Here is a 22,919-nt window from a genome sequence, read left to right as displayed (position 1 = left end):
TCTCGCCGGGGCTTTTCTGCGTCCGGGGCTTCCCTCAGCTCCGCCGCAGCAGCGAGCTCCGGGCCGGGATGCGGCCCGCCGCCCTCGCGGCGAGGAGCGAGCGGGCGCAGTCGGAGACCGCCTCCTCGACGGACCGCGGCGCGAAGCCCAGGAGGTCCTGGGCCTTGGCGTGTGAGAGGTGCTTCCGCCGCCCGAGCGTCGAGGCGAGCCCGCTTACGGAGGGGAAGACCGAGCCAGCCGCCACCACGAGGCTGTCGGGCAGCTGCCGGACCCCGATCCGGCCCTCGAACTCCGGCAGCTGCCGGATCACCGCCGCGATCTCCTCGAAGGAGACGGGGTCGCCCGCCGCCGCGATGAAGCGCTGCCGGGCTGCCGCGGGCGCCGTCATGGCGAGCATGTGGAGCTCGGCCACGTCCCTGACATCGACGATGTTGAGGGACACGCGCGGCCAGAACGTCGTGTGGCCGGAGAGCATGCGGTTGACCACCGCGGTCGAGCTCGAGAGCCTCCGTCCGAGCACCGGCCCCACGACGGCCACGGGGTTGACGACGGACAGCTCCGGGGAGCCCGGGTGCTCCGAGGCGAACCGCCATGCCTCCCGCTCGGCCAGCGCCTTCGAGGCCACGTAGGCGTTGACGTCGCTTCCGTCGAGGAACGTCCAGTCCTCTTCGGTGAAGGGGGACTCGAGCGTGCCCCGCTGGGGGCGGTGCCCGTACGCGATGGCGGCCGATGAGGACGTGAGCACCACGCGCTCCACTCCGGCCCGGGCCGCTGCGGCAAGCACGCGCCGGGTGCCGTCCACGGCCGGGCGCACGAGCGCCTCGGGCGAGCGGGGCATGCGCAAGGGGAGCGGCGAGGCCACGTGGTGGGCGTAGCGCGCCCCGTCCATGAGCGCGTCCCACCCGCGGTCTGCCTCGAGCCGGGCCTCGACGAGCTCGAGGCGGGAGGGGTCAGAGCCGTGGCGGAGCACGGTGTCCACCACCTCGGGGCGGTCCTCCGGAGCCTGCACGGACGCTCGGACCCTCCAGCCGGCGTCCAAGAGGGAGGAGATGAGAAAGCCCGCGATGAAGCCCGTGCCGCCGGTGAGCGCCACAAGGTCGCCGGCCGGCGTCGGGGTCCCGTTCTCGAAGGGCGTCATGCCTCCATTCTCTTCCAGGGTCCTGTCTATGGGTATGGGGGAGGCGACCGCGCATTGGTCGCGAGACGCGCCGCGGGCCATGCCCCGAAGAAGCCCGCGGTGTCGCTACAATTGGCCAAAGCACACGTGATGACACCACCGCGTAGAGAGCGAGCGAGACGATGTCGCAGAACGGCACTCCATCGGAGAACAACACGCTGTCCTCGGGGTCGGCTGAGGGCGGTGCCCGCAACGGCGAGCCCTCGCTGGCGACCACGACGATCTCCATCCCGCAGGTCCTCTCGCACGGCGCCTCCCGGTCCCTCACCGCAGAAGAAGAGGCCGCTGTCGCGGCGCTGCCCGGTGACTCCGCCCTGCTCATCGCCTTCTCGGGGCCGAACGCGGGGGCCCGGTTCCTCCTGGACACGGACGTGACCACGGTCGGCCGCCACCCGGACGCGGACATCTTCCTCGACGACGTCACCGTCTCCCGCCGCCATCTGGAGTTCCGCCGGCACGGCCACTCCTTCGAGGCGGTGGACAAGGGGAGCCTCAACGGCACCTATGTGAACCACGACCGAGTGGACTCTCTGACGCTCAAGAACGGCATGGAAGTGCAGGTCGGGAAGTTCCGTCTGACGTTCCTCGCTTCCCCTTCGGCCTGACCTTGGGTCATACTGTGAAGAGCCCATCCACCGGATGAGGCTTTTTCCAGCAAGCTGAAGGGAATCCCATGGCCTCTCCCGCACGTCGCACTGCGCCCCAGGCGGTGTCCTCGTCGCGCGCCGGGGTGCTCAACATCGGAGAGGTCCTGGCAGAGCTCGTCGGAGAATTCCCTCAGGTGAGCGCCTCCAAGATCCGCTTCCTCGAGGACAAGGGGCTCATCACCCCGCAGCGCACCCCCGCCGGCTACCGCAAGTACACCGGACCTGATGTAGAGCGCCTGCGCTTCATCCTCGCCCTCCAGCGTGACCAGTACCTGCCCCTGAAGGTCATCAAGGACTACCTGGACGCGGTGGACCGGGGCGAGCGTCCCGAGGACTTCGCGGGCGCGGCCCCCGTTGCCTCGCCGCGCCTCGTCTCGGACGCGCAGCAGTCCGCGTCGCGCAGCATGAAGCTCTCCGAACTGGCCAAGGCCACGGGAGCCACGGAGCGCAGCCTCCAGGAGCTCATGTCCTACGGGCTCATCGAGCGCAAGCAGCGCGGCTTCACGGAGACGGACGTGGAGATCGTCACCTCGTGCATGCAGCTCGCGCGCTTCGGGCTCGACGCGCGCTACGCCCGGATGCTCAAGGGCGCGGCAGACCGGCAGATGGAGCTCGTGGAGCGCGCCATCGCCCCCACGGCGGCCCGCCGTGACGGGGACACGCAGTCCCGGCGGATGGAGATGGCCCGGGAGCTCGGTGAGATCTGCGTCCGTCTGAACCAGTCGCTGGTGCGCTCGCACCTCGATGTCCTCGACCGCCGCTCCTGAGCGGTCCTATAGCACGGCCTCTGACAACACGCCCGCAATGACGCCGTCGGAGCGTTGCCCGGGGCCCGTGGCATTCTTATTCTCAGTCAGGGCCACCCGGCCGCGAGACCGCGGGGCCGCCCGCAGGATCCACAGGAGGACACCGTGATCGAGGACAGCCGCATCGCGCCGCTGCCAGGACAGCCTGTGCCCTACGGCTCCCAGGGCGTCCTCTTCTCGGACGCCGTCGGCCAGCCGGACGAGGAGCTCGGCTACCGCGGCCCTGCCGCGTGCAAGGCCGCCGGCATCACCTACCGTCAGCTGGACTACTGGGCCCGCACCGGCCTCGTGGAGCCCGGCGTGCGCAACGCCCACGGCTCCGGCACGCAGCGCCTCTACAGCTTCCGGGACATCCTCGTGCTCAAGGTGGTCAAGCGCCTCCTGGACACGGGCGTCTCCCTGCAGCAGATCCGCTCGGCGGTGGAGCACCTTCGGGAGCGCGGCGTCCAGGACCTCGCCCAGATCACCCTCATGAGCGACGGCGCCTCGGTGTACGAGTGCACCTCCGCGGACGAGGTCGTGGACCTCGTCCAGGGCGGCCAGGGAGTCTTCGGCATCGCCGTGGGCCGCGTGTGGCGCGAGGTCGAGGGCACGCTGGCAGAGTTGCCCTCGGAGTCCGCCCGGGACGAGGAGCTCGCGGCGGCGATGCACCCGGAGAACGAGCTCAGCCGCCGCCGGGCGCGCAAGATCTCCTGACGCGCGCTCGCGTGGCCGGCTGTTCAGAGCCGCAGCAGAGCAGAGTGCGAGTCTGAATCAGACGGAGCGCCCACTCGTTTGACCTAGACCGGTCTAGGCCTGATTTCGGCGGATCTCCGCCAGCAGCGTGTCGAAGCGCTGAGCCGCTTCACGGGCGCCCGCCGTGGGCCACTGGTGGACGGGATACGCGGCGCCCTGGATCTGCTGCCATTCGTGGTACTCCGGCAGCACGGTCTCCAGGAGGGCGTCCCCGAACATCTCCCGCATCTCCCCGATGCGGTAGGCGTGCTCCGAGAAGTCCTCCCGCACGCGGTTGGCCACGACGTACCGGCCCACCAGGCCAGGGGCGTACTCCCGGGAGAAGAGGCGCAGAGCGCGCAGCGTCCGCTCGGTGCCCGCCACGGAGAAGAGGCCCGGCTCGGCGACGAGCACCACGTCGTCGCTCGTGGTCCAGGCCATCCGGGTGAGCCCGGAGAAGGACGGCGGGCAGTCGATGAGCGCGAGGTCGTACCCCTCGGCGCGCTCCAGGACGGTCTCGAGGCGGCGGAGGTCTCGCCGGGAGAGGTCCGGGCGGTCGTAGACGCCGGAGACGGCCGAGCCGCCGAGCACGTCCAGCCGATAGGGGCGGTCCTGGGCCCCGGCGCGGCTCGCGAGCGCCGTCCAGGAGGACGAGCGCACGTGGTCGGCGGGCACGGCGCGCTTCGGGCGCTTCAGCAGGTCGCCGATCGAGGACTCGCGCCGGGCCGGCAGGCCGAGGGCGGTGGAGAGATCGGCGTGGGGGTCGAGGTCGACGACGAGGGTCCGCAGACCGGCCTCGAGGGCCGCGGAGGCGAGGCCGGAGGTGACGGAGGTCTTGCCGACGCCGCCCTTCAGGCTGCTGATGCTCACGATGTGCACGGGTGCCTCCAGTCCGTCTGCGCTGCTCGTTCTCCTCTACGGCAGACCCCTTCCAGCATAGGTCCCCGCGGCCGCCAGAGCGGAACCTCCGCGCCGTGTGGTCAGTCCACGGACCGCCGTTCCGGCGGGTCGTCCGCAGAGCACCGGCAAATCTGAGAGGATGTGGCGTATCCAACAACGCTGTGGTGCCTCTGGGCCGTGCCGTCTCGGCATGGGGAGCCGGACGATTCCACACGGTGTCGAACCTGCCGAGCAGAGGAGCACGATGTTCCAGAAGATCCTGGTCGCCAACCGCGGCGAGATCGCCATCCGGGCCTTCCGGGCCGCGGTCGAGCTGGGGGCCAAGACCGTGGCCGTCTTCCCCTACGAGGACCGCAACTCGATCCACCGCCAGAAGGCGGACGAGGCCTACCAGATCGGCGAGGAGGGTCATCCCGTCCGCGCCTACCTCGACGTGGACGAGATCATCCGCGTGGCCAAGGAGTCGGGCTGCGACGCGATCTACCCGGGCTACGGCTTCCTCTCCGAGAATCCGCGCCTCGCCCGCGCCGCAGCGGAGAACGGCATCAAGTTCATCGGCCCCGCAGCGGACATCCTCGAGCTCGCCGGTCACAAGGTCCACGCCCTCGAGGCGGCGCGGAAGGCCGGCATCCCGACCCTGAAGTCCACCGAGCCCTCGGACGACCAGGAGAAGCTCCTCGCCGAGGCGGACGAGATCGGCTTCCCGATCTTCGTCAAGGCCGTGGCGGGCGGAGGCGGCCGCGGCATGCGGCGCGTCGACACGCGGGAGGAGCTCCCGGACGCCCTCGCCGCTGCGATGCGCGAGGCGGACACGGCGTTCGGCGACGCCACCGTCTTCCTCGAGCAGGCCGTCCTGCGGCCGCGGCACATCGAGGTCCAGGTCCTCGCGGACGAGCACGGGGAGACGGTCCACCTCTTCGAGCGCGACTGCTCTCTGCAGCGCCGCCACCAGAAGGTCGTCGAGATCGCTCCGGCCCCGAACCTGGACGAGGACATCCGCCAGGCCCTCTACAAGGACGCCGTCGCGTTCGCCAAGGCGCTCGGCTACGCGAATGCCGGCACGGTCGAGTTCCTCGTCGACACGGTGGGAGAGCGCGCGGGCCAGCACGTCTTCATCGAGATGAACCCCCGCATCCAGGTCGAGCACACCGTGACCGAGGAGATCACGGACGTGGACCTCGTCCAGTCCCAGATGCGCATCGCGGCGGGGGAGACCCTCTCCGAGATGGGCCTCACCCAGGACTCCATCCACCTCAAGGGCGCTGCGCTCCAGTGCCGCATCACCACGGAGGATCCCACCAACGGCTTCCGGCCCGACGTCGGACGCATCACCGGCTACCGCTCCGCGGGCGGCGCGGGCGTCCGGCTCGACGGCGGAACCGTCTACACGGGCGCCGAGGTCAGCCCCCACTTCGACTCCATGCTCGTCAAGCTGACGTGCCGCGGCCGCACGTTCGGCGCGGCCGTCCTGCGCGCCCGCCGCGCCCTGGCCGAGTTCCGCATCCGCGGCGTCTCCACGAACATCCAGTTCCTCCAGGCGGTGCTCGACGACGACGAGTTCCTCGCCGGCAACGTGGCGACGAGCTTCATCGACGAGCGTCCGGAGCTGCTCAACGCCCGCCGGTCCGCGGACCGGGGAACCAAGATCCTCACGTGGCTCGCCGACGTCGCGGTGAACCAGCCCAACGGAGAGCCGAGCCTCTCGATCGACCCCGCCGACAAGCTCCCGGAGCTCGAGGGGGAGGCCCCTGCCGGCTCCAAGCAGCGACTCGACGAGCTGGGCCCGGAGGGCTTCGCGAAGCACCTGCGGGAGCAGACGGCCGTGGCCGTGACGGACACGACGTTCCGCGACGCCCACCAGTCCCTCCTGGCCACGCGCGTGCGCACGAACGACCTCGTGGCGGCCGCCCCCGCCGTCGCCCGCCTCACCCCCGAGCTCCTCTCCGTGGAGGCCTGGGGAGGCGCCACCTACGACGTCGCGCTGCGGTTCCTCGGCGAGGACCCGTGGGACCGTCTGGCCAAGCTCCGCGAGGCGATGCCGAACATCTGCATCCAGATGCTGCTGCGCGGCCGCAACACGGTGGGCTACACGCCCTACCCGGTCGAGGTCACCGAGGCGTTCGTCCAGGAGGCCGCGGCCACGGGTGTGGACGTCTTCCGCATCTTCGACGCCCTCAACGACGTCTCTCAGATGGAGCCCGCCATCCGGGCCGTGCGCGAGACCGGGACGGCGGTCGCCGAGGTGGCGCTCTGCTACACGGGCGACCTGCTCGATCCGAGCGAGGACCTCTACACCCTCGACTACTACCTCGAGCTCGCGGACCGCATCGTGGCCGCGGGCGCGCACGTCCTCGCGATCAAGGACATGGCGGGCCTGCTCCGGCCGGCGGCCGCGGCCAAGCTCGTCCGCGCGCTGCGCGAGCGGTTCGATCTCCCGGTCCACCTCCACACCCACGACACGGCGGGCGGCCAGCTGGCCACGCTGCTCTCGGCGGTCGAGGCCGGCGTGGACGCCGTCGACGTCGCGAGCGCCTCGCTCGCGGGCACGACGAGCCAGCCGAGCATGTCCGCCCTCGTGGCCGCGCTCGTCCACACGGAGCGGGACACGGGGATGAGCCTCGACAAGGTGGACGCCCTCGAGCCGTACTGGGAGGCCGTGCGCAAGCTGTACGCGCCGTTCGAGTCCGGGCTCGCCGGGCCCACGGGCCGCGTGTACCAGCACGAGATCCCAGGCGGCCAGCTCTCGAACCTCCGCCAGCAGGCGCTCGCGCTGGGGCTGGGGGAGCAGTTCGAGGAGATCGAGGACATGTACGCCGCGGCGGACCGGATCCTCGGCCACCTGGTCAAGGTGACGCCCTCCTCGAAGGTGGTGGGCGATCTCGCCCTCCAGCTCGTGGGCCAGAAGACGGACCCGGCCGAGTTCGAGGCGGACCCGCAGCGGTTCGACATCCCGGACTCCGTCATCTCCTTCCTCTCCGGCGAGCTCGGCGACCCGCCCGGCGGCTGGCCGGAGCCCTTCCGCTCCAAGGCGCTGGAGGGCCGCAACGTCAAGCTCGCCACGGACAAGAAGCTCACGGACGAGGAGAAGAAGGCGCTGCACGGCTCGTCCGAGGAGCGCCGCGACATGCTGAACCGCCTCCTCTTCCCGGGGCCGACCAAGGACTTCGACGAGGCCCGAGAGCAGTACGGGGACCTCTCCGTCCTGTCGAGCCGCGACTACCTCTACGGCCTCCAGACCGGCGAGGAGCACATCGTGCGCCTGTCCAAGGGCGTGGACCTCATCGCCACCCTCGAGGCCGTGGGGGAGCCGGACGAGAAGGGCATGCGGAACGTCATCTGCACCCTCAACGGCCAGCAGCGCACGGTCACGGTCCGCGACCGCTCCGTCGAGTCCACGGTCAAGGCCGCGGAGAAGGCGGACTCGTCGAACCCGGGCCACGTGGCCGCGCCGTTCGCCGGGGCCGTCACCGTGACGGTCTCCGAGGGCGACACAGTGGAGGCGGGCCAGGCCGTGGCCACGATCGAGGCGATGAAGATGGAGGCCTCGATCACGAGCCCGACGGGCGGCACCGTCTCCCGCGTCGCGCTGGAGGGCGTCTCGCAGGTGCAGGGCGGCGACCTCATCGTCGTCGTCGAGTAGGAGGGCCGCAGGGGCAGGCAGGGGCCGCGGGCCCGGGCCTGCCCCGCCCCGCATCGCCCTGAAGCGGTGACATCGCCCGGAAGCGGTGACAGAGAGAGGCGGCCTCCCCACAGCGGGGAGGCCGCCTCTCTCGTGTCCGGGCGGTTCCGTGCGGGGACGTCCCCGCACGGACCAGGCGCCGCGTCAGCGGGAGCGCGGCGTGTAGATCTCCTCGACGACGTCCGAGTAGTCCTGGGCCACCTTGGCCCGCTTGATCTTGAGCGAGGGGGTGAGGTGGCCGGACTCCTCGGTGAAGTCGTGCTCCACGATCCGGAACTCTCGGATGGACTCGGCCCGGGAGACGGTGGTGTTCGCCTCGTCGATGTAGGACTGCACCTCGGCGCGCACGCGCTCGTTCTGCGCGGCCTCGGCCGGCGTCATCTCCGGCAGGCCGTTGCGCTCGAGCCAGCCGGGGAGGACCTCGGCGTCCAGGGTGACGAGCGCGGCGACGAAGGGGCGGTTGTCCCCGATGACGAGGCACTGGGAGACGAGGCTCTGCGCGCGCACAGCGTCCTCGAGGAGGCCCGGGACCACGTTCTTGCCCCCGGCGGTCACGATGATCTCCTTCTTGCGGCCCGTGATGGAGAGGAAGCCGTCCTCGTCCAGCGAGCCGAGGTCTCCCGTGTGGAACCAGCCGTCCGTGAAGGCCTCGGCGGTGAGGTCCTCGCGCCCCCAGTAGCCCTCGAACACGCACACGCCCTTGACGAGGATCTCGCCGTCCTCGGCGATCCGGACCTCGTTGCCCGGCAGCGGCGGTCCCACGGTGCCGATCTTGATGCGCTCGGTCGTGTTCACGGTGGCCGGCGCCGTCGTCTCCGTGAGCCCGTAGCCCTCGAGGATGAGGAGCCCCGCCCCGGAGAAGAAGTGCCCGAGCCGTTCGCCGAGCGGGCCGCCGCCGGAGACCGCGTGCCTCACGCGTCCGCCCATCGCGGCGCGGAGCTTCCGGTAGACGAGGGCGTCGAAGAGGGCGTGCCGGGCCCGCAGGGCGAGGGGAACGCGCCCGGCCATGGAGGCCGTGGAGTAGGCGATGGCCGTGGAGGCCGCGAGGTCGAAGACCCGCCCCCTGCCGCTGCTCTCGGCGTTCGCCCGGGCGCTGTTGTAGACCTTCTCGAAGACGCGGGGGACCGCGAGGATGAAGTCCGGCCGGTAGGACTGCAGGTCCGGCAGGAGGTTCTTGATGTCCGGCGTGTGCGCCACGGTGGCGCCCACCGCGACGCAGAGCACGGAGATGTAGCGGGCGAACACGTGCGCCAGGGGGAGGAACATGATGGTGCGGTTGCCCTCGTGCGCCACGTCCGAGATCGCGGAGGCGGCGGCCTCGCTGAGCAGCACGAAGTTGGCGTGGGTCAGCTGGCAGCCCTTGGGGCGCCCCGTGGTGCCGGAGGTGTAGATGATCGTGGCGAGGTCCTCGAGCCGCGCCGAGGTGCGGCGCTCCTCCAGCTCCTCGTCCGTCACGGAGGCGCCGGCCTCGACCAGCTCCTGCAGGCCGTCGTCCTCCATCTGCCACACGTGCTTGAGGGATCCGAGGGACTCGGAGGTGGCCGCATGCCGCACCGCGTTCTCGTGGGCCGGGTGCTCGACGGCGATGCCGACGGCGCCCGAGTCCGAGAGGATCCACGCGATCTGGCTGGGGGAGGAGGACTCGTAGACCGGCACCGAGACGGCCCCGGCGTACCAGACGGCGAAGTCCACGAGCGTCCACTCGTAGCGCGTGCTCGCCATGATGGCGATCCGGTCTCCCGCCTGGACCCCCTGGGCGATGAGCCCCTTGGCGAGGGCCGCCGCCTGAGTGCGGAACTCGCGGGCGGTGATGTCCCTCCAGCCGCTCTGCTCGGCCTCGTCCCTCACGGAGAAGAGCGCCGGCTGGGGGTCCTTCTCCAGGTGGGACTCGAGCAGGTCAGTGCAGTTCCACCGGCTCGGGACGTCCGAGTCGAGGGGAGTCGTCGCGTGCTTCATCGGTGCTCCTGAACAGTCTGAGCCGGACTGCGGCGCCAGGCTCGGCCGCACGCAGCGTAGCCTCCATCCTAGCGTTGCGCGCATCACAGGGCGGGGAGGCCGCAGCCCGCAACACAGAGGCCCGCCTCGCGCGTCACGGCCCCGGCGTCCGTAGACTTGTCGCGATGGAGAATCAGAGGTCTGAGCGGGCTGGAACAGAGGCGTGCGACGCGATCGGCGTCGACATCGGCGGCACCAAGATCGCGGCGGGCCTGGTCTCGCCGGACGGCGTCATCAAGCGCAAGGTGGTCCTGCCCACTCCGGGGCGGTCCCGCGCGGACGTCGAGACGTCCATCGCCGCCGCCGTGGAGCAGCTCGCGGACGGCACGTGCGTCTCGAGCGTGGGCGTCGGCGCCGCCGGCTGGATGGACCTCTCCAACTCCACCGTCCTCTTCTCGCCGCACCTCGCCTGGCGCAACGAGCCGCTGCGCGAGAACCTCGAGCGGCGCCTCGGCAGGCCCGTCATCGTGCTCAACGACGCGGACGCCGCCGCCGTCGCGGAATCCGGCTTCGGAGCCGGGCAGGGGGAGCCGCGGCTCGTCGTCATCACTCTCGGCACCGGCATCGGCGGGGCCATCGTCACGGACGGCCGCGTGGAGCGCGGGCGCTGGGGCGTGGCCGGAGAGTTCGGACACCAGATCTTCGTTCCCCGGGGACAGCTCTGCGAGTGCGGCAACCGAGGGTGCTGGGAGCAGTACGCCTCCGGGAACGCGCTCGGCCGGCTCGGCCGGGAGATGACCGAGGCCGAGGCGCCTTTTGCAGTGCCGCTCGCCGAGGCGGCCGCCCGCGCCGGGCGCCCTGTCGACGGCGCGCTCGTCACCCAGGAGGCGCTCGCGGGAGACCCGCTCTCCCGGGAGCTCCTCGTGGAGGTCGGCGAGTGGCTGGGCATCGGGCTCGCCAATCTCGCCGCCGCGCTGGACCCGGGACGGTTCGTCATCGGAGGCGGGCTGTCTGCGGCGGGGGAGCTGCTCCTCGGGCCCGCTCGCGATGCGCTCGCGAAGAACCTGACCGGCCGCGGCTACCGCCCGGTCGCGGACGTCGTCGCGGCGAGCCTCGGAGCCGACGCGGGACTCGTCGGCGCGGCCGAGAGCGCGCGCCGGGAGGCCGCACAGCGCGCGTGACGGGGTCTCAGCGCTCCGCGAGCCCCCGGATGAAGCCGAGGCTCTCCTCGAAGACCGTGTCCGCGTCGTGGTCCATCGTGGCCACGTGGAACGAGCGCTCGAGCGGAACGGTCCTGAGCAGCCCGGGCCGCAGCCCGCGCTCCAGCGCCTTCCGCGACGCCGGCCCCACGACGTGGTCCGTCGAGGAGAAGAAGCCGAGGACGGGCACCTCGATCTCCGGCAGCGCCCGCCTCGCCTCGGCGAAGAGGCCGCGCACCTGGGCCACGGCGGCCACGGGCGTCCGCGAGTACGCGCCCTCGTCCCGGCCCGGGCGCGCGATGTCGTTGCCGATCGAGGTGAGGAACGGGCGCACGTAGTGCAGCACGGGAGCGAGCGCCGAGGCGGGATGGTCCACCCGCAGGCCGGGGTTCACCACGATCACGCCGTCCACGCGGCCCCGCGCCGCCTCGATGAGCGCGAGCGCCCCGCCCATGGACAGGCCCGCGACGACGACGCGCGAGCAGGTGCCCCGCAGCTCCTCGACGGCGCTGCGGACGGCCTCGGTCCAATGGGAGCGCGGCGTGCGCGCGAGCTCCTCCGGGCGCGTCCCGTGGCCGGGCAGGAGGGGGAGCCTCACGCTCAGGCCCGCGTCCGCGCACACCCGGGCCCACCGGGCGAGCGCAGCGGGCGACCCGGTGAAGCCGTGGACGAGGACGATCCCGGTGCCGCCGTCGCCGTCGGGCTCCGCGTCGTGGGAGAAGGCCGCGCGAGCGGCCGGGGATGTTTCGTCGAGGGCGAGGGAGAGCGGACCGTGGAGCTGCGTCATGGGAACAGCTTTCCACGTGCGGTTCTCTAGGATGAGAGAGGCGGATCGTCAGCGTGGCCGTGTCGGAAGGATGGCGTCGTGTTCTATTGGCTCATGAAGTCCGTGGTGATCGGACCGGTGGTGAACACCGTTTTCCGGCCCTGGATCAAGGGGGTGGGCAACATCCCCGCCTCGGGCGGAGCGCTCCTCGTGAGCAACCACCTCAGCTTCTCCGACTCGATCTTCCTCCCGCTCAACGTGCCGCGCCCCGTGGCCTTCCTCGCCAAGAAGGAGTACTTCACCGGGCGCGGCCTCAAGGGGACCCTGACCCGCATGTTCTTCCAGGCGGCCAACCAGATCCCGATGGACCGGTCGGGCGGCGCGGCGTCCCTCAGCTCGCTCGCCGAGGGCGTCCGCACGCTCAAAGAGGGGAAGCTGCTCGGCATCTACCCCGAGGGCACGCGCAGCCCGGACGGGAAGCTGTACAAGGGCAAGATCGGCGTCGCCAAGCTCGCGCTCGAGGCGGGGGTGCCGGTCATCCCCGTCGCCATGATCGGCACGGACAAAGTGCAGCCGATCGGCAAGAAGGTCCCGAGCATCCGCCGCGTGGGCATCATCGTCGGCAAGCCGATGGACTTCTCGCACCTGGCCGGCAGGGAGGAGGACCATGCCACCCTCCGCGCCATGACGGACGAGATCATGGCCTCGCTCATGCGCCTCTCGGGACAGGAGTACGTGGACGTCTACGCGGCGGAGGTGAAGGCGCGCATCGCGCAGCAGAAGCTCGAGGCCATCGCCCGCCGGCTCAACCTGTCTCATCATGCGGACGAGGCGTCCGAGGAGGGGACGGCCGGTGCAGAGGCCGGGCGCACGGGGGACTAGCCTGAGAGGGTGAGCGATCAGCAGAATCCCCCGAGGTCCCAGAGCCACCAGTACGTCCACGCCGGCCAGTCCCAGCCGGGCGCGGCCGTGTATCCGGGCCTGGACGACTGGCGGAGCCTGCCGATCAAGCAGCAGCCCGAGTGGACGGGCCACGCGGCCTACGAGCAGACCATCGAGGAGCTCTCGGCCCTGCCCCCGCTCGTGTTCGCTGGCGAGGTGGACATCCTCCGGGAGCGCCTCGCCTCCGCCGCCCGCGGGGAGGCCTTCCTCCTCATGGGCGGGGACTGCGCGGAGACGTTCGCCGGGTCCACGGCGGACCAGATCTCGGCGAAGGTCCGCACCATCCTCCAGATGGCCGTGGTCCTCACGTACGCGGCCTCGGTCCCGGTGATCAAGGTGGGGCGCATGGCGGGCCAGTTCGCCAAGCCCCGCTCCTCCTCCGAGGAGACGCGCGGGGACGTGACCCTGCCGGCCTTCCGCGGCGAGATCGTCAACGGCTTCCCCTTCACGCCGGGGGACCGCGAGCCGGACCCCTCCCGGATGCTGAAGGCGTACCACACGTCCGCCTCCACCCTGAACCTCATCCGCGCCTTCACCACCGGCGGCTTCGCGGACCTCCGCGCGGTGTACCAGTGGAACCGCGGATTCATGTCCAACCCAGCGCACGCCAAGTACGAGTCCATGGCCGCGCAGATCGAGCGGGCCGTGACCTTCATGGAGGCGTGCGGCACGGACTTCGAGGCGCTCAAGCGCGTCGAGTTCTTCGCGAGCCACGAGGCGCTCCTGCTCGACTACGAGCGCGCCCTCACCCGCCTCGACTCCCGCACGTCCCTCCCGTACGCCACGAGCGGCCACTTCATCTGGATCGGCGAGCGCACCCGGGAGATCGACGGCGCCCACGTGGACTTCTTCTCCAAGGTGCAGAACCCCATCGGCGTGAAGCTGGGGCCGACGACGACGCCCGAGCAGGTCACGGCCCTCATCGAGAAGCTGGACCCCGAGCGCCAGCCGGGCCGCCTCACGTTCATCTCCCGCATGGGCGCGGGGAAGGTGCGCGAGGTCCTCCCTCCGCTCATCCGGGCCGCGCAGGAGGCCGGTGCCCAGCCGCTCTGGATCACGGACCCGATGCACGGCAACACCGTCACGAGCGCCAACGGCTACAAGACCCGCCGGTTCAACGACGTGATGGACGAGGTCAACGGCTTCTTCGAGGTGCACAAGGAGCTGGGCACGGTGCCCGGCGGCCTGCACGTGGAGATGACGGGTGACGACGTCGCCGAGTGCCTCGGCGGCGCGGACCCCATCGACGAGGCCGCGTTCGAGGACCGCTACGAGTCGCTGTGCGATCCGCGCCTGAACCACAAGCAGTCGCTTGAGCTCGCGTTCCTCGTGGCAGAGCAGATCGCCCCCGAGCGGGGACGTTCGGCGGCCGCGGAGTCCTAGGGGCGCGTCACGCCGGGGCGGCCGGCGGGCGGCATCGAGAGCCTGCCTGCCCCGGCCGCAGCCGGCGTTCGGTCAGGGCAACACGCTCAGGCTGATGACGGCCGTCCACGCGGTTCCGAGCTGCACAGCGCCGGACTGGAGCGGGAAGACCGCCGGGCCGGAGACGAAGACCGCGATTCCGAGCGCCAGAACGGCCATGGCCAGGATGATGACCAGGGCGGCCGTGAGGCCGCTGCCCCCAGACGGCCGAACGGAGCGCAGCGGACGCCGGTCCTGTGCGAGCTGTCTCCGGGCGTCCCGCCGGGCCTGTCGGCGGCTGGGCTGCGGAGATGCCTGGGCGGGCCAGCCGGCCTCGGCGTGAACGGGCTCATCCGGGCCCCAGTCGCCCTCGTCCCAGGACGGGCGGTCCCCGTGATCCGGCTCTGACCGCTCCGCGCTGTCCGCCTCGGGAACGGGAAAGGCCTGCGTGTCCTCGTCGAGGCTGAGCCGGCCGAAGTCCTGACGGGGCCCCTCCTCCGGTGATGTCGCCTCGGCGCGCGGAGCAGGAGGCGTCGCTGGACCGCGAGGATGCGCGCCGAGCACCGTCGTCGGGCTGGCCTGCCCCGGGAGGCGGTGCCCGCCGAGGCGGGTGAGGGGGCGGGTGGCCAGCGACGTGGTGGGGAGGCCGTCCTGCTCGGACGCGGCGTGCGAGCCGGCCGAAGGGCTGACCGCGGGCCTCGGCGGCACAGGGCGGTCCGGCGGGAGGATGCCCGCGATGTGCTCCGCCTCCCGGAGGAGGTCGGCGGCGGACTGCGGACGCTCGTCCGGATCCTTGGCGCAGCACCAGGTGACGAGGGAGTCCACCTCGGGATGGATTCCGGGCTCGCGGGTGGACGGCGCCGGAACGTCCCGGTGCACGTGCGCGTAGGCCACGTTGATCGGGTTCGCGCCCTCGAACGGCGCCGACCCCGTGAGCATCTCGAAGAGGAGGATGCCTGCGGAGTACAGGTCGCTCCGCTCGTCGCTGCGGGAGTCGGCGATGGTCTCCGGGGCCACGTAGCGCGCGGTGCCCATGATGGTCGCCGTCGTCTTGGCCTCCGCCACGGCGCGGGCGAGGCCGAAGTCCGTGAGCTTGGCCGTCCCGTCCCGGGTGACCAGCACGTTCTCCGGCTTGACGTCGCGGTGGATGAGGCCCGCCTCGTGGGCATGGCCCAGCGCCTCGACGAGCTGGCGCCACAGGCGCAGTGCCGCGCCCTGCGGCATGGGGGCCTCGGCGGTGATGGCGGAGCGGAGCGTCTCGCCCGAGACTCGCTCGAAGACGATGTACGGAAGCGACTGCTCCGAGCTCCGGTCGAGGACGGCGACGACGTTCGGGTGCGCCAGCCGGGCGGAGGCACGGGCCTCTGAGTCGAAGCGGCGCAGGAAGGACTCGTCCGCGCCGAGGGCGGGGGAGATGACCTTGACGGCCACGTCTCGGCCGAGGCGCTCGTCATGCGCCGAGTAGACCGTGGACATGCCGCCGACGCCGAGCACGCCCTGGACCCGGTAGCGGCCGTCGATGAGCGATCCGGCGAGCTGCCGTTCGTCTGCGAGTCGTGGGTTCATGGTTCAGGCGGTCTTCCTGCGGGGTCAGCCGACGGGCAGCGCTCGAGTGCGGGCGCGAACGCGGAGAAGGCCCGGGACGTCCGCGGACGTCCCGGGCCTTCTCCGGCTGACGCTGGGTCAGCCCGCGTAACGCGCGTAGCGGGCGTTGATGCCGGCGACGTAACGGTGGGTGTCCTGGTACCAACCGTACATCTGGACGGCTCCGGCTCCCTGGTAGTAGGAGGCGATCGCGTTGTCCCGCGAGGAGGACGTGTTGAGCAGGTGCTTGATCATGACCACTCCGGCGGTGATGTTGTCCACCGTGTTGGAGAGGTTGAGCGGCCGGCCGGCGAGGCCGGAGACCCACCCCTGGTTGGCGGGCATGACCTGCATGACGCCGAGGGCGCCGACGCTCGAGACCGCGTTGGGCTGGAAGCTCGACTCCTGCTCCGCGAAGGCGAGGGCGAGGGCCGGGTCCACGCCGTACTGGCGGGCGATCTGGGCCACGAGGCTCTGGATGCTGCCCGTGGAGTAGTTCGCCGCAGGGGCGGACGGCGCCCGGACGGCGCCCGCCGGCGCCTGCGCCGGGGCGGAGAGGGAGCCGAGGCGGGCCGCGGCGGCGCGGGCCTGGTCCTTGCTGCCGGTGGCGAGGAAGGTGTTGATGTAGGCGTTGGCCTGGGCGCCGGTTCCCTGGAAGGTGTGGGACTGGCCGGCGCGGTTCCAGACCTTCCAGGTCTGGAACGGGGCGTTCGCGTTGACGTACGCCTTGTTCGGCACCGAGACACGGGCCGGAGCCTGTGCGGGCGCCGGGGCGGAGAGGGAGCCGAGGCGGGCCGCGGCGGCGCGGGCCTGGTCCTTGCTGCCGGTGGCGAGGAAGGTGTTGATGTAGGCGTTGGCCTGGGCGCCGGTTCCCTGGAAGGTTTGGGACTGGCCAGCGGCGTTCCAGACCTTCCAGGTCTGGAAGGGAGCCCTTGCGTTGACGTACGCCTTGTTCGGGACCGAGGCGCGAGCCGGCGCTGCCTTGGCGGCGGCCGGGGCGGTGCCGAGCTTCGCGGCGGCGCGGGCCTGCTCCTTGCTGCCCGTGGCCAGGAAGACGGAGATGTAGGTGTTGGCCTGCTTGCCCGTGCCCTGGATGTAGTGGACGCGCTTCTGGGCGTCCCAGACCTTCCACGTGCCGAAGCCGGCCTTCGAGTCCACCCACTCCTTGGTGCGGGCGGTGACGGTGGCGGCCGGCTTGGCGGCCGCGGCCTGCGAGCCGCCCTTGCGGGAGGGCAGCTGGAGCGTCTGGCCCTCGACGATGAGGTTGGGGTTGGTGATCCGGTTGATCGAGCGCAGGTTGTCGAGCGAGATCCCGTGGGTGTGCGCGATCTGGGAGAGCGAGTCGCCCTTCTTGACCGTGTACGAGTCAGCGGCAGCGGGCTGCAGGAAGGTCACCGACGTGACGGCGACGAGCGCGGGGACAGCGGCGGCGGGTGCGATGATGCGCGCGGCCCCGGTCTTCTGTGCGGCTGCAGTGCTCCGGTTTCGTGCAGGGGAAGTAACAGTCATGAGCATCCTTGGACAGAGGGGGACCATCGCTCCCCGGCCGAAGCTGAGGGGAAGGTCCAGGTACAACAGGCGCAGGGCGGGCGCAAGGCGACACCCCGATGCCGATTCACGACGTTACCTGAATGTGAGCTTGGAGGGCTCAAGCAGAAGTGGAAGGTTAAGGTTCACGAGGCTCAATAGAATGGGGACTGTGAGTGAACACAGTGCAGACGAACTCCACGCCCTCATCGGCGAGTGGATGCCCCTTCCGGACGTGGCCGAGAGCCTCGACGTCCCCGTGACGGCGGTTCACCGCCTGGTCTCCGAGGGGGCCCTCCTCGCGGCCCGCGTGGGGGAGAACGGCGTGCGCCAGGTCCCTGCGGCCTTCGTCCGCGGCGGCAAGGTGCTCGAGAGTCTCAAGGGCACGGTCTCGGTGCTCCGCGACGCGGGCTATGAGGATGAAGACGCCCTCCACTGGCTCTTCACCGAGGACGAGTCCCTCCCGGGGTCTCCCGTGGACGCGCTCCTCGAAGGCCGCAAGACGGAAGTGCGCCGGCGCGCCCAGACGCTGGCCTGGTGACGGGCGGCCCGGTGGCGGCTGAACCGGTGACGGCCGGACGAGCGGCGGACGGCTCCATGGCGTTCGGCCTGCAGCGGCCCTCCCGCCGGGGCCTCGGCGAGCCTTCGGGGCTGCGAGCGCCTCGACGGTGGGCGCGGCGTCAGTGCGTGCGCTCGACGACCTGCTGGGCCAGAGCCTCGAGCTCCCGGACGGCCTGACGGCGCTGCGGGCTCCCGGCGATCTCGGCGCTCTCGGCGAGGGCGCTCAGCCGGGCCTGGCCGGACTCGGCCAGGCGGTGGGCCAGGTCCAGAGCCCGACGCCGGGCGCCGGTCCTCTCCAGGATGTCCCTCGCCACGCCGATCTGCTCCTCGGACGCGGCGCGGTTGCCGAGGACGTTCTCGAGGGCGAGGCGCTGTGTGGCGTCGGCGGCCTCCATCGCAAAGGCCACAAGGACGGTCCGCTTCCCCTCGAGAAGGTCGTCGCCGGCGGGCTTGCCCGTCTGAGAGGGGTCCCCGAAGACCCCGAGGTCGTCGTCGGAGATCTGGAACGCCTCGCCGATGGGGAGGGCGAAGTCCGCGAAACGGCCGGCCGTCGCGTCGTCGGCCCCTGCGAGGAGGGCTCCGAGGGCTGTGGGGTGCTCGAACGTGTACTTCGCGCTCTTGAAGCGCAGGACGGACATCGCCCGGTCAGCGGCCTCCTCACGGCCCACCGCGGCAGCCGCCACCTCTTCCACGATGTCGAGGTACTGCCCGGCCATGACCTCCCACTTCATCCGGTCGAACCGGGTCCGCAGTGCAGAGCCGGGAGCCGCCCCGAGGGCTGCGAAGCGCTCGTCGGACATCGCGAGCGCGAGGTCTCCCGTGAGGATCGCCGCCGACTCGCCGAACCGCGCCGCGTCGAGGCCCCAGCCCCGGTCTCCGTGGAGGGCCTCGAGAGAGCGGTGGACGCTCGGACGGCCCCGGCGGGTGTCGGAGCGGTCGATGATGTCGTCGTGGATGAGCGCGGCCGCCTGGAAGAGCTCGATCGTGGCTCCGAGCTCGAGGATCTCCCCGCTCTCGGGGCTGCCCCCGCAGGCCGTGAACGCGTGGAAGGCGAGCATGGCGCGCACGCGCTTGCCGCCCTCGGCGAGCTGCCCGATCCGGCTGACCATCTCCGCCGCCTCGGGAGAGATGGCGCGAGCCTCGTCAGCGCGATCCCGGCAGACCTCCGCCAGACGGCGGTTGAGGCGGTCTCGGAACGCGGGGGACAGCCCGGGATCCGGCTGCGTGTGAGAATCGGTCATGGACATCCTTCGACGGGACCAGCGCTCTGGTCGAGATCACCTTCCACTCTAGCGAGGAGGCCGGGCCGTGAGACAGATCCTCCACGTGGACATGGACGCGTTCTTCCTCTCGGTGGAGCTTCTCGAGCGCCCGGACCTCACGGGGCGCTCGTGCCTCGTGGCGTTCGACGGCGGCCGCTCGGTGGTGCTCTCCGCGTCCTATGAGGCGCGGGCCAAGGGGATCCGGTCGGCCATGCCGCTGGCCCGGGCGCGGGCACTGGACCCGGGCGTCGTCGTCGTCGAGCCCCGGCACGAGCTCTACCGGGAGTACTCGGCGAGGGTCATGGAGGTCTTCTCCTCGTACACGCCCCTGGTCGAGCCGATCTCGGTGGACGAGGCGTTCCTCGACGTGACGGGATCGGTGCGCATCTTCGGCTCGCCCCTGGCGATCGCCCGCGACATCCGACGCCGCATCCGGGAGGAGATGGGGCTGACCGCGAGCGTCGGCGTGGCCTCGAGCAAGTTCGTGGCCAAGGTGGCCTCGACCCAGTCCAAGCCGGACGGCCTGTTCTTCGTCCCCGAGGACCGCGCGGACGAGTTCCTGAGGCCCCTGCCGGTGAGCGCCCTCTGGGGAGTGGGGGAGAAGACGAGGTCGAGGCTCGTGGGGCACGGCATGGAGACGATCGGAGACGTCGCCGACGCCCCTCCCGCGCTGCTGAGGAGGCTCCTCGGCGAGAACGGGGCCAAGCTCGGCGAGCTCGCCCGGGGGCATGACCCGCGGCCGGTGGAGCCCCGGCGGCAGGAGAAGTCCGTCAGCGCAGACCGGACCTTCGCAGAGGACCTGACCACGGTGGAGGAGGTCCGCGCGGAGCTCCTCGACATCGCCCACCGCCTCGGTGCGCGGTTGAGGAGGCAGGGGATCAGCGGTCAGGGCGTCAGCGTCAAGATCCGCTGGGCGGACTTCACGGACGTGCAGAGGTCCCGGCAGCTCGAGCACCCCACGGATGCGAGCAGCGCCCTCTTCGAGGCCGCGTTCCGTCTGGCCGAGCCGGTGGCCGCAGAGCAGCTCCCGGCGAAGTCGGGGATCCGCCTCCTCTCGATCCGGGTGGACCGCCTCGCGAGAGCCGACGCCGGACAGCAGTTCGACGTGTTCGACGTGGAGGAGCAGGCGCGCTCTGCGGAGGGGGCCATGGACGCCGTCCGAGACCGGTTCGGCGAGTCCTCCATCCGCGTTGCGGGCGTCATGCGCGCCGGTGACGACGAGCGCTCGTCCGGAAGCCGGGACGGCCGCGGGCGCGCCGAGACGGGGGCTGGACGTGCGGGATATCCTGGTCAGACGAGACCGGACAGACCGTAAGGACCCCGATGGCACTCTCAGAGCACGAGCAGAAGGTTCTCGCCGAGCTGGAGAAGCAGCTGAGCAGCGAGGAGCCCCATCTCTCGGCGTCCATGTCGGGGACGGCGCAGCCCGAGCCGCCGACAGCGCGGCAGTGGGCCGCAGCCGTCGCCGGCGGCGCGGCGGGGCTCGGAACCGTCCTCGCCGGCGTGCTCGTCAAGAGCCCTGTTCTCGGGGCCGTGGGATTCCTCGTCCTCGCCCTCAGCCTCTACCTCGTCTTCGGCCGCGGAGAGGGCGCGCGTCCTCGCCGGAACGGTCAGCCGACCGCGTCCCGCTCCGGACCGTTCGCAGGCCCGCGCCAGGATGCCGGCTCCCGGACCCGCCATGAGGGCTCGCGCCGCGAGGGCCGGGGAGGCCGCGGCCGTCCGAGCAGCGGATTCATGAAGAGCCTCGAAGACAAGTGGGACCAGCGCCGGGAGCGCTGACGCCGTGCGCGCTCCGGCCGAGCGCGTTGACCCAGAGCGAGAGCGGGCCGCAGTCGTCTGACTGCGGCCCGCTCTCTGTCTGAGCCCTGAACCGGGGTGCTCCACTCTCCTCCACCGGTTCGGGACCGCCGGGACTCGAGGCCCTCCACTTTCCTCCCCACTTTCCTCCCCACTTTCCTCCCCACCGTCCTCCACAGCCCTCCTCGGCGGGGCGTCCGAGGCGGTTCGGGGGCGTGAAACGGGGGCCCCGCCCTCGTCTGGATGCCGTGGGACTCCTCGTCCTCCACCGGGCCTCCACTTTCCTCCACGCCCGATTTCTCAGGGATCTCTGCACATTTCTTCGGCGATTCGGAGGGTCGTCGTCTTGAAGGTGGGGGCAAGTGGAGTAAAGTGGAGGGCAGAGGAGGTGCCAGGAGGCAGTTCGCAAGGAGAGGCGGTGTGCATGTTCCTCGGAACCTATACGCCGCGTCTCGATGAGAAAGGCCGCCTGATCCTTCCCGCGAAGTACAGGGAGGAGCTCGCAGACGGGCTCGTCCTCACTCGGGGGCAGGAGCGGTGCCTGTACGTGTTCTCGGCGGAGGAGTTCGCCCGGGTCCACGAGCAGATGCGCCAGGCGCCCATCTCGAATCGGCAGGCACGCGACTACATCCGCGTGTTCCTCTCCGGGGCCTCGGACGAGACTCCGGACAAGCAGGGCCGCATCACCATTCCCGCGAATCTGCGGGAGTACGCGGGCCTGGAGCGGGACATCGCCGTCATCGGCGCTGGCACCCGAGCCGAGATCTGGTCTGCTGCCGCGTGGGAGGAGTACCTCGCCGCACAGGAGACCGCCTTCTCTGAGACCGACGAGGACGTCCTTCCCGGCATCCTCTAGACCGCTGGCCGTGATCTCTTGTCGCGGCGGTCCTGACTCACTTCCCCTGAGCCAGGCCCGCAGCGACGGGGGATCAGAGTCAGCGGACGACGACGGCCGCGAGAGCGGCCACCCGGAGAGAGAAAGCGAGGAGCGGTCATGGCAGAGGACGCCGTGCGGCCGACGAGCGAGCGCCACGTGCCGGTGCTCCTCGAGCGCTGCGTCGGCCTCCTCGAGCCCGGCATCGAAGCGGCCCGGAAGGGCGGACGGACGCCGGTGGCCGTGGACGCCACGCTCGGCATGGGCGGCCACTCCGAGGCCCTCCTCTCCCGCTTCCCGGACCTGCACCTCGTCGGGATCGACAGGGACACCCAGGCCCTCGAGCTCGCCGGGAGGCGGCTGCAGCCCTTCGCGGCGCGGACGGATCTGGTCCACGCCGTGTACGACGAGATCCCGGAGGTCCTCGAGGACCTCGGCATCGAGTCCGCGGACGCCGTCCTCATGGATCTCGGGGTCTCCTCTCTGCAGCTGGACGAGCACGAGCGTGGCTTCGCCTACTCCTTCGATGCGCCTCTGGACATGCGCATGAACGGGGAGGACCCGGTCACGGCGGCGGAGATCGCCAACACCTACAGCTTCGAGGACCTCGTGCGCATCATCCGGCGGTACGGGGAGGAGAAGTTCGCGCCCCGCATCGTCCGCGCCGTCGTCGCCCGCCGGGAGAAGCGCCCGTTCGAGCGCAGCGGAGACCTCGTCGAGGTGATACGGGACGCCGTCCCTGCGGCTTACGGCAAGACGGGCGGGCACCCGGCCAAGCGGACCTTCCAGGCCCTGCGCATCGAGGTGAACCGTGAGCTCTCCGTGCTGGAGGCGGCGGTGCCCAACGCCCTCGACTCGATCTCGCTCGGAGGGCGGTTCGCGGCCATGAGCTACCACTCGCTCGAGGACGCGATCGTCAAGCGGGAGATCACGGCCCGCTCCGTCTCGACGGCGCCGAAAGGGCTTCCCGTCGAGCTGGAGGAGCACAAGCCGCAGTTCGCCAGGATCACCCGCGGAACCGAGAAGCCGAGTTCACAGGAAATATCTGAAAATTCTCGGGCCGCGTCGGCACGTCTTCGCGCCGCCGAGCGCATCAAGCTGAGAACCTAGAAACACGACTCAAAGAGCCGGACTGAATTCGGCTCACC

General features: G+C 71.2%; 19 protein-coding genes. 12 read left to right on the top strand and 7 right to left on the bottom strand.

Features of this window, described 5'->3' with window-relative positions; genetic code table 11:
* Window positions 1-34: 34 nt before the first annotated feature.
* On the bottom strand, window positions 35-1,138 hold the full coding sequence (locus H9I38_RS02910) for an NAD-dependent epimerase/dehydratase family protein (protein ID WP_226337126.1): 1,104 nt from the start codon (window positions 1,136-1,138) through the stop codon (window positions 35-37).
* 161 nt (window positions 1,139-1,299) lie between these two features.
* On the opposite strand from H9I38_RS02910, the gene H9I38_RS10915 reads away from it, so the two are divergent.
* From H9I38_RS10915 to H9I38_RS02895, 3 genes are all read left to right on the top strand, one after another.
* Window positions 1,300-1,782, top strand: a complete 483-nt coding sequence (locus H9I38_RS10915) for an FHA domain-containing protein (RefSeq protein ID WP_319002167.1) — start codon at window positions 1,300-1,302, stop codon at window positions 1,780-1,782.
* A 68-nt stretch (window positions 1,783-1,850) separates the two neighbouring features.
* Window positions 1,851-2,591: a MerR family transcriptional regulator gene (locus tag H9I38_RS02900; RefSeq protein WP_226337125.1), complete on the top strand. Its 741-nt coding sequence runs from the start codon at window positions 1,851-1,853 to the stop codon at window positions 2,589-2,591.
* Window positions 2,592-2,735: 144 nt separating this feature from the next.
* Window positions 2,736-3,326, top strand: coding sequence for a MerR family transcriptional regulator (locus tag H9I38_RS02895; protein WP_319002166.1), 591 nt, complete (start codon window positions 2,736-2,738; stop codon window positions 3,324-3,326).
* A gap of 93 nt (window positions 3,327-3,419) precedes the next feature.
* On the opposite strand, the gene H9I38_RS02890 is transcribed toward H9I38_RS02895, so the two are convergent.
* Window positions 3,420-4,223, bottom strand: coding sequence for a ParA family protein (locus H9I38_RS02890; protein ID WP_226337124.1), 804 nt, complete (start codon window positions 4,221-4,223; stop codon window positions 3,420-3,422).
* Between the two features lie 265 nt (window positions 4,224-4,488).
* On the opposite strand from H9I38_RS02890, the gene H9I38_RS02885 reads away from it, so the two are divergent.
* On the top strand, window positions 4,489-7,884 hold the full coding sequence (locus tag H9I38_RS02885; protein ID WP_226337123.1) for a pyruvate carboxylase: 3,396 nt from the start codon (window positions 4,489-4,491) through the stop codon (window positions 7,882-7,884).
* A 183-nt stretch (window positions 7,885-8,067) separates the two neighbouring features.
* On the opposite strand, the gene H9I38_RS02880 is transcribed toward H9I38_RS02885, so the two are convergent.
* A complete protein-coding gene (locus tag H9I38_RS02880) occupies window positions 8,068-9,879 on the bottom strand; it encodes an AMP-dependent synthetase/ligase (RefSeq protein WP_226337122.1) in 1,812 nt (603 codons plus the stop codon).
* Window positions 9,880-10,043: 164 nt separating this feature from the next.
* Between H9I38_RS02880 and H9I38_RS02875 the strand changes: the two genes are divergently transcribed.
* The gene (locus tag H9I38_RS02875; RefSeq protein ID WP_226337121.1) at window positions 10,044-11,039 is read left to right on the top strand and encodes an ROK family glucokinase; all 996 of its coding nucleotides are present in this window, start codon (window positions 10,044-10,046) and stop codon (window positions 11,037-11,039) included.
* Between the two features lie 7 nt (window positions 11,040-11,046).
* On the opposite strand, the gene H9I38_RS02870 is transcribed toward H9I38_RS02875, so the two are convergent.
* Window positions 11,047-11,844, bottom strand: a complete 798-nt coding sequence (locus tag H9I38_RS02870; RefSeq protein ID WP_226337120.1) for an alpha/beta hydrolase — start codon at window positions 11,842-11,844, stop codon at window positions 11,047-11,049.
* 78 nt (window positions 11,845-11,922) lie between these two features.
* Here H9I38_RS02870 and H9I38_RS02865 point away from each other — a divergent pair, with 78 nt between their 5' ends.
* On the top strand, window positions 11,923-12,705 hold the full coding sequence (locus H9I38_RS02865) for a lysophospholipid acyltransferase family protein (RefSeq protein WP_226337119.1): 783 nt from the start codon (window positions 11,923-11,925) through the stop codon (window positions 12,703-12,705).
* A 9-nt stretch (window positions 12,706-12,714) separates the two neighbouring features.
* Window positions 12,715-14,148 carry a class II 3-deoxy-7-phosphoheptulonate synthase gene (locus tag H9I38_RS02860; protein ID WP_226337118.1) on the top strand — a complete coding sequence of 478 codons (1,434 nt, stop codon included), beginning with the start codon at window positions 12,715-12,717 and terminating at the stop codon, window positions 14,146-14,148.
* Between the two features lie 72 nt (window positions 14,149-14,220).
* Here H9I38_RS02860 and H9I38_RS02855 read toward each other — a convergent pair whose 3' ends face one another.
* Complete coding sequence (locus tag H9I38_RS02855; RefSeq protein WP_226337117.1) at window positions 14,221-15,732, bottom strand: protein kinase domain-containing protein; 1,512 nt, start codon at window positions 15,730-15,732, stop codon at window positions 14,221-14,223.
* Window positions 15,733-15,849: 117 nt separating this feature from the next.
* Window positions 15,850-17,259: a LysM peptidoglycan-binding domain-containing protein gene (locus tag H9I38_RS02850; RefSeq protein WP_226337116.1), complete on the bottom strand. Its 1,410-nt coding sequence runs from the start codon at window positions 17,257-17,259 to the stop codon at window positions 15,850-15,852.
* Window positions 17,260-17,440: 181 nt separating this feature from the next.
* Between H9I38_RS02850 and H9I38_RS02845 the strand changes: the two genes are divergently transcribed.
* Window positions 17,441-17,818 (top strand): Rv2175c family DNA-binding protein, encoded by a 378-nt coding sequence (locus H9I38_RS02845; RefSeq protein ID WP_413463503.1) that lies wholly within the window; start codon window positions 17,441-17,443, stop codon window positions 17,816-17,818.
* Window positions 17,819-17,957: 139 nt separating this feature from the next.
* Here the strand turns inward: H9I38_RS02845 and H9I38_RS02840 are convergent, their stop codons facing one another.
* Window positions 17,958-19,079, bottom strand: a complete 1,122-nt coding sequence (locus tag H9I38_RS02840; protein ID WP_226337110.1) for a polyprenyl synthetase family protein — start codon at window positions 19,077-19,079, stop codon at window positions 17,958-17,960.
* Window positions 19,080-19,146: 67 nt separating this feature from the next.
* On the opposite strand from H9I38_RS02840, the gene dinB reads away from it, so the two are divergent.
* The 4 genes from dinB (at window position 19,147) to rsmH (ending at window position 22,881) form a co-directional block, all read left to right on the top strand.
* Complete coding sequence (gene dinB / locus H9I38_RS02835; protein WP_226337108.1) at window positions 19,147-20,415, top strand: DNA polymerase IV; 1,269 nt, start codon at window positions 19,147-19,149, stop codon at window positions 20,413-20,415.
* A gap of 8 nt (window positions 20,416-20,423) precedes the next feature.
* Window positions 20,424-20,879, top strand: coding sequence for a DUF3040 domain-containing protein (locus tag H9I38_RS02830; RefSeq protein WP_226337107.1), 456 nt, complete (start codon window positions 20,424-20,426; stop codon window positions 20,877-20,879).
* A gap of 442 nt (window positions 20,880-21,321) precedes the next feature.
* On the top strand, window positions 21,322-21,753 hold the full coding sequence (gene mraZ / locus H9I38_RS02825) for a division/cell wall cluster transcriptional repressor MraZ (protein WP_226337106.1): 432 nt from the start codon (window positions 21,322-21,324) through the stop codon (window positions 21,751-21,753).
* 138 nt (window positions 21,754-21,891) lie between these two features.
* Complete coding sequence (gene rsmH / locus H9I38_RS02820) at window positions 21,892-22,881, top strand: 16S rRNA (cytosine(1402)-N(4))-methyltransferase RsmH (protein ID WP_226337105.1); 990 nt, start codon at window positions 21,892-21,894, stop codon at window positions 22,879-22,881.
* Window positions 22,882-22,919 lie beyond the last annotated feature (38 nt).

The sequence above is a fragment of the Arthrobacter sp. UM1 genome, from assembly GCF_020483305.1.
Classification (GTDB): domain Bacteria; phylum Actinomycetota; class Actinomycetes; order Actinomycetales; family Micrococcaceae; genus Falsarthrobacter.
The sequence above is the reverse complement of the archived record's forward strand: the minus strand, read 5'-3'. Positions and strand labels throughout refer to the sequence as shown.

Coding starts and splice junctions, on each gene's coding strand:
- H9I38_RS02850 (WP_226337116.1), bottom strand. CDS start 17,259: ATGACTGTTACTTCCCCTGCACGAAACCGGAGCACTGCAGCCGCACAG.
- H9I38_RS02855 (WP_226337117.1), bottom strand. CDS start 15,732: ATGAACCCACGACTCGCAGACGAACGGCAGCTCGCCGGATCGCTCATC.
- H9I38_RS02870 (WP_226337120.1), bottom strand. CDS start 11,844: ATGACGCAGCTCCACGGTCCGCTCTCCCTCGCCCTCGACGAAACATCC.
- mraZ (WP_226337106.1), top strand. CDS start 21,322: ATGTTCCTCGGAACCTATACGCCGCGTCTCGATGAGAAAGGCCGCCTG.
- H9I38_RS02840 (WP_226337110.1), bottom strand. CDS start 19,079: ATGACCGATTCTCACACGCAGCCGGATCCCGGGCTGTCCCCCGCGTTC.
- H9I38_RS02830 (WP_226337107.1), top strand. CDS start 20,424: ATGGCACTCTCAGAGCACGAGCAGAAGGTTCTCGCCGAGCTGGAGAAG.
- H9I38_RS02875 (WP_226337121.1), top strand. CDS start 10,044: ATGGAGAATCAGAGGTCTGAGCGGGCTGGAACAGAGGCGTGCGACGCG.
- H9I38_RS02900 (WP_226337125.1), top strand. CDS start 1,851: ATGGCCTCTCCCGCACGTCGCACTGCGCCCCAGGCGGTGTCCTCGTCG.
- H9I38_RS02885 (WP_226337123.1), top strand. CDS start 4,489: ATGTTCCAGAAGATCCTGGTCGCCAACCGCGGCGAGATCGCCATCCGG.
- H9I38_RS02845 (WP_413463503.1), top strand. CDS start 17,441: ATGGGGACTGTGAGTGAACACAGTGCAGACGAACTCCACGCCCTCATC.
- rsmH (WP_226337105.1), top strand. CDS start 21,892: ATGGCAGAGGACGCCGTGCGGCCGACGAGCGAGCGCCACGTGCCGGTG.
- H9I38_RS02910 (WP_226337126.1), bottom strand. CDS start 1,138: ATGACGCCCTTCGAGAACGGGACCCCGACGCCGGCCGGCGACCTTGTG.
- H9I38_RS02880 (WP_226337122.1), bottom strand. CDS start 9,879: ATGAAGCACGCGACGACTCCCCTCGACTCGGACGTCCCGAGCCGGTGG.
- H9I38_RS10915 (WP_319002167.1), top strand. CDS start 1,300: ATGTCGCAGAACGGCACTCCATCGGAGAACAACACGCTGTCCTCGGGG.